The organism is Ferroglobus sp., from assembly GCF_015521575.1.
Classification (GTDB): Archaea; Halobacteriota; Archaeoglobi; order Archaeoglobales; family Archaeoglobaceae; genus Ferroglobus.
Map to the genome: position 1 here is coordinate 1 of NZ_WANY01000005.1, position 2842 is coordinate 2842.

4 protein-coding genes and 1 pseudogene are annotated in these 2842 nt (G+C 41.8%); 3 read left to right on the forward strand and 2 right to left on the reverse strand.

Translation table 11 applies throughout. The features are described 5' to 3' along the window. The 3 genes and pseudogenes from F7C14_RS00215 to F7C14_RS00225 all read left to right on the forward strand — a co-directional run. A pseudogene (locus tag F7C14_RS00215) lies at window positions 1–677 on the forward strand (hypothetical protein); the annotation flags it as partial. Then, complete coding sequence (locus F7C14_RS00220) at window positions 674–919, forward strand: hypothetical protein (protein WP_290898310.1); 246 nt, start codon at window positions 674–676, stop codon at window positions 917–919. The pseudogene F7C14_RS00215 and the gene F7C14_RS00220, both read left to right, overlap by 4 nt. After that, window positions 910–1593, forward strand: coding sequence for a signal peptidase I (locus F7C14_RS00225; protein ID WP_290898314.1), 684 nt, complete (start codon window positions 910–912; stop codon window positions 1591–1593). The genes F7C14_RS00220 and F7C14_RS00225 overlap by 10 nt, the downstream gene beginning before the upstream one ends. On the opposite strand, the gene F7C14_RS00230 is transcribed toward F7C14_RS00225, so the two are convergent. Both F7C14_RS00230 and F7C14_RS00235 read right to left on the reverse strand, forming a co-directional pair. Then, complete coding sequence (locus F7C14_RS00230) at window positions 1574–2347, reverse strand: hypothetical protein (protein ID WP_290898317.1); 774 nt, start codon at window positions 2345–2347, stop codon at window positions 1574–1576. The two genes, F7C14_RS00225 and F7C14_RS00230, sit on opposite strands and share 20 nt — an antisense overlap. A 12-nt stretch (window positions 2348–2359) precedes the next feature. Then, a partial coding sequence (locus F7C14_RS00235) for a hypothetical protein (protein ID WP_290898320.1) occupies window positions 2360–2842 on the reverse strand: 483 nt, incomplete at its 5' end.

Sequence of the window (2842 nt, forward strand, 5' to 3'; positions counted from 1 at the left end):
CACCCATAAAATATCGTGGCGTTGTCGAAAAGGATGAGCTGGAAGGCATTGACATTCTTTTCTACGTTACCGATAAGCCGGAATTAAGTGAATTGGAAGATTTCGTTAAAAATGGGGGAATTTTGATAATCGATGTAACCGATTACTGGTTTGGAGATGAAAAATTAAAGGATAGGTATGCTTTGGAGAAGGTCAACGAAATATATCGAAGCTTTTTCGACCTCAGCATAAACAAGACTGTTGAGATAAAATTAAAGACGGAATTGCGCCTTCCGCCGGAGTTGAAGTATTTCAATTTGACTGTCAGCGACTTCATAGTTAGGGTTGGGGAAGAGGTAAAGATTTCTGTAGAGGTCAAAAACGAAGGAGGAGCCGGAAAGGTTCCGGTTTTGGTTTACATAAACGATGAAGAAGTTTACAACGAAACCATGGAATTCTATACCAACGAAGTAAAGTACATCGAATTCACCTACGTTCCGGAAAAGGAGGGTGCTTATAAGGTTGTGGCTGGAGAAGTGTCGAAAGTTTTCTTTGCCAAGGAAGAGGAAAAGAACGTCACTAAAGCCGTTGAAACTCCGAAGCCTTTGGAAAAGAGAAGGGAAAACGCTGGGCTTATAGCAGCTTTAGTCGGAGTTTTAGCTCTGCTCATAGCTGTCAGAATATACTTGAGGAGATGAGGTCGGATTACGAAATTCTGGTTAGCAGAGAAATCAGGAAGGGAAAGAAAGATCCGAAAGATATAGCCGAATCCTTAGGATTGCCCGAACCAGTTGTTGAGGTTGCGATGCGGAGGGTATCTGACAATGAAGAAAAGGCAAAGAAGATCGAGATTACAGAAGACAGCTTAAAACTTTTAATAGATGTTCTCATACTTTATTTGATCATCGCAGTGCTGCTCAGGGTGGTTGCATGGTTTTGACCGTGGAACAGGCTGTAATACTGTTGATATCTATAGGCGGATACGTAGTTTACAACTACAGAGAGGAGTTCAGGCAAAATTTTAGGATGTCAAAGCTCAAAAGTAAAGTCAGGGAATTGATAAAAGCTAGGGAGGTTAGTGTTGAGAGAAAAATTGCTGTAGCAGCTGTTGAATTGACGATATTTTTCGTCATGTTATATTTTGCTTTTACTATGAAAATATTCTGGGCTGCGGTTGTTTCCAACAGCATGTACCCCACCTTTGAGAGGGGCGACCTGGTTTTGGTTCAGAATATCTTCGTTGATCCGAAGGAAGGAGACATAGTGATGTTTATAAGAGAAGACACAAATCTTCCGGTTACTCACAGGGTTCTGAAAGTTAAAGGAGATTTAATTTACACCGGCGGCGACGCTTCTGGCCCAGACTCTACTCCGGTGCACAGAAGCAAGATTCTGGGAGAAGTGGTGGCGATCTTCGGAAAACCAGTGGTAGTTAAGGGTGTTGGCAACTACTTTATACTTGAAGCTAAGGAGCTCAGGGACATAACGCCCTATGGCCAGGAATACCTCTTTTACAAGAATTTAGTAGACCTTTTCAAAAAATACGCTCTGGCTGTTATAGTGATAGCGATCTCCGCATACCTTTACCTGACTTTCAGGGATGTTTTTTCTTAAATCTGCCAATTGCTGCTTTGAATTTTCCAAATACGCTTTCTTCTTCACTACCGACGATTCTTTTCGCTATCGTGTAGTAATAATATGCGTACAGCGCGGAGGCGAGAAAGATAATTCCCTGAGCTGCGGCTATGCCGAGAGTAACTCTGATTAAGATGTAGAGGGAGGGGACTATTAAAACCGGAGCTGCGAGCATCACCAAAGCCTCTCCTCTGTGGAATATGTCGTATTCGTAGGTTATGAAGAGCCACCAGTAGAGAAATAGAAGAATCGAGATGAGGTAGTTTTGGGGTAGCGTGTACTGCATTAGATAAATGAACGTTCCGAGGTAGAATATCATGACGATCAACGCTCTAAAGTAGAAGTTTAGTTTTTGCTCCGGAGTCAGCTTTTGAGCTGTAGCCAGTTCTTCTATCGTGCTAACTTTTTTTTCTACGTCCTCAAGCTTTTTTCTCATGGAGTTTATTTCCATGATTCCGAGAGCCACCTCTTCCATGATCGGCTTCAATCTTGTGTATATAACCTCGTTGAAGGTTTTTTCGGCTGTAACTCTGTATGTAACGAGTTTTCTCCTTATGTTTAGGCTGCCACCGACGATTACAGCCGAAAGAAATAACAGAGCTATATCTATGGCGAGATTGAGCATGGGTTTGTTGGTGTAATAATCAATGTAGAACGAGTAAAGGGATAGAATTAAGATAGCAGAACCTATCAGAGCTGCACTGAGGGTGGAAACGTTTTCGATGAATTTCATTGAATTTTGGTTTTACTTTTTGGATTTAAAGGTTTTGTCTTCGCTTTTCTTTTTGTAAGCTGCAATTATAGCTGATAGCAAGGTTGTAATTGTTCCGACGATTGGAATTCTTTCAATTTCCGCGGAATTTTTCTTTGATGCGTAAGGGAGGGTGATGTTATACTTTATTCTTTTTTCCATTTTTCCTAACTCCGGTTTACCGTAAACAACCCACATCGTCGTTTTTGGAGAGTAAATAGCAGAATGGTAAACGACGATAGCCCTACCGTCTTTATCGATGAACAGATCCTTCTGATCGCACTTGAAGTTAAACGGATTTTCGAGGGATTTGATATACTCTATATTTCTGCTCAACCTTATCGGCTTGCTCCAGTTAAAGCCGTCGGGTGAGCCCATAATGTATACTTCCTCGTTCCCCTCGACTGTCGATGTGTAGGATACCCAGATGAACTTGCCATCGGTCTCAGCATCAACGTAGAGAGTGAAGTTGTAGGG